At 39.0% G+C, this 2,856-nt stretch carries 1 protein-coding gene; it reads right to left on the bottom strand.

Annotated elements, in window-relative coordinates; all coding sequences use genetic code 11:
* A partial coding sequence (locus HT688_RS10590; protein ID WP_172923781.1) for a DUF1542 domain-containing protein occupies positions 1–2,638 on the bottom strand: 2,638 nt, incomplete at its 3' end.
* Positions 2,639–2,856 lie beyond the last annotated feature (218 nt).

Here is a 2,856-nt window from a genome sequence, read left to right as displayed (position 1 = left end):
TTGCTTTTGTAGCTTTGTCTTTTCCTACTGGATTGATTGCATTTACTTCAGAAAGTGCATCTGCTTGGGCTTGATCAACTCCATCTTGATTTTTAGCTTTCTTAGCTTTCCTAATAGCTTCGCCTGCTTTTCTGACAGCTTCCGCTACTTCTTCCTTGGCTGCATTTTTTTCGTCTTCTGATAATGTTTCATCATCCTCTATCTCAGCCATTTTCACTGCTGCAGCTTCTGCTATTGCATTGACTGCATTCTCTGTTCCTATTGGATTCACATCGTCTATAGCTTTAGTTCCCTCAGTTTCCTTTTCGGTAACCTCAGCTTGAGAGTTGGCATTCGTGATGGCCTGCTTAGCTTTTTCCGCTTCCGCTTGGGCTTGTTGCTTAGCCGCTTCTTTTTCTCTTGGACTTAACTTGTCATTTTTGTCAATCTCTGCTTCTTTTTCTTTAAGCTTATCTTCTATTGCTTTTGTAGCTTTGTCTTTTCCTACTGGATTGATTGCAGTTACTTCAGAGATTACCTCTGTTTTGGCTTGTTCAACTCCGTCTTGATTTTTAGTTTCCTTAGCTTTCCTAATAGCTTGACCTGCTTTTGTGACAGCTTCTTCTACTTTTGCCTTAGCTGCCTTCTTCTCTTCTTCTGATAATTTGTCATTATCATCTATCTCAGCCCATTTCCTTGCTGCAGCTTCTGCTATGGCATTAACTGCATTCTCTGTTCCTATTGGGTTCACATTGCCTATAGCTGCAGTTCCCTGAGTTTCCTTCGTGTTGACATCGTCTTGGGTCTTAGCATCCGTGATGGCTTGCTTAGCGTCCTCTGCTGCTTTCTTCGCTGCTTCCTTAGCTGCTTCTTTTTCGGCCGAACTTAACTTGTCATTTTTGTCAATCTCTGCTTCTTTTTCTTTAAGCTTATCTTCTATTGCTTTCTTGGCTTTGTCCTTAATTTTCTGAACTTCATCTAATTTTTTCCACTGTTCTACAGCCTCTCCCACTACTGTTTGGTAATCACTAGTACTAGCTCCAGAATCAATCTTCTCCTTAATTTCTTGCAATTTTGCTTCATAAGCAGCCTTGGTTTCAGGAGTAGACCATTTTGTATCTTCGTCTCTTTGTTCGGTTAATTTATCATAAACTTTTTTAGCTAAATCCTTGGCTACTTCGCTAGTGTCCTGAGTAACTGCAAACCCTGTTCCAGCAATTGGTAGAGCATAATGTTTATGAGGCGATTGATATCCCATTCCTAAATGTTGATTATCAGCAGAACTAATACGAACAGTATAATCTGTTACTCCTTTTGGTAGAACAATATTTTTACTTACGAATGTCCCTGGTGTTCCATTTGGCTTGTTCGCCTCCGTTGCCATTTTTTCTTCAACTGACTTTTTATTGAGCATCTTATTATTATATTCATTTCTTAGATACTCTGTCTTATTTCCGTCTTTCGCCGATGTTATAATTGCCTCGCTATCATTCTTATTTTCTGTTGGAGAAAAACTTTTAGTATAAATTGTGCTCTTCATCCCATTTTCATCAATCATAACTTCTACTTTATATTTTGCTTTTGTTCCATTGATATCACCAGAATACCCTGTCTTAAAGGCAATTTTTACTGTGGAACCAGTTTCAGGGGAATAGGCTTTAAATGTCTTTTCAATACCATTAAATCCCTTAATACCTTTTGCAGTAGTATTACCTTCACCATTTTCTTGATACTGTTGATTATCAAATGTTATTTCATCTTTAGTTGCTAAAGTTCTAACTTTTGATAGAAATAGCACATAGTCACCAGTTCGATCAAATGCTTGTTCTCTAACATAGGTGTCATAATAGTATTGTCCACTTCGTGTGATTGTACGAACAGTGTTCACTGTTTCTAATGGAAAAACTCCACCTTCTGTCTTTCTTGCAACAGCAAATTTTCCTTCTACGCCATCTACTGAAACTGCCTTCCAACCACCAAATTCATTCAATTCACTCACTTGACCTTGATCTATATTTTTACTCTTACCAATCTCGTCTATTTTAGCAAGTTTTTTCTCATTCTCTACTGTTTCAGATAGAACTTTTAATTTGTTCGCCAATGTATCTACACTTGCACCATCCCCTGGAGCTTCATAAGTCTGATGTGCATCTGGGTCGTCATCGGTTGCAGTCGCTGGTGGGGCAGGTGTATCACGTCTTTTACGTACTTTTGGCTTGCTGCTTGCTTCTTCTGATCTTGTACCTTCACCTTCAGATTTTGGAGAGCTAGAGTCCCCGCTCACAGAATTTTCATCCGATTGAGTCTTTGTTGTAGTTTCGCTTCTTTCAGATGAGTTGGCTTCTTCCTCTTTGGTCTCTGGATGACTTTCTTGCTTGCCTTCATCCCCTGCTTCAGTATTGGTTGCAGATCCTTGTTTCTTTGCAGCAGGAGCAGCGTAGGTTAGCTGTGGATCCTCTGATTTTTTCTCTGTTTCCGAATCCTTATCAGCTGCCACCTCCTCATTTGACTGTACGGCCTGCGCTTCCGCAGCAGATACCGCTCCACTTCCCATAAAGAGATACAGCGCCGCCACGGCTACCGAGGCCGCTCCAAAACTAACCTTCCGAATCGAAAAACGTAATTGTTTTTCTCTATCGTCCTTCTCACTATAAAACATATTAGATGTTCCCCTTTTTAGTTTAAATTTTTTCAAGTGTAATTACTGAGTCCATAACTGTAACACAATGCAAAGGTTTGCCTTGTGAATCAAAAATGCACTCAATCATTCAACCTGATATGACTAAACTATTATACCTTAAATTACTTTAAAAAGATAATCATTTGACTTCTTTATCTCACTTAGTATCAAGAAAAAGACAGCCTATCCATATATAT

Origin of the sequence: Streptococcus sp. 1559 (assembly GCF_013276735.1) — a bacterium.
Taxonomy (GTDB): domain Bacteria; phylum Bacillota; class Bacilli; order Lactobacillales; family Streptococcaceae; genus Streptococcus; species Streptococcus pseudopneumoniae.
This window is presented reverse-complemented; position numbering and strand designations above follow the sequence as displayed.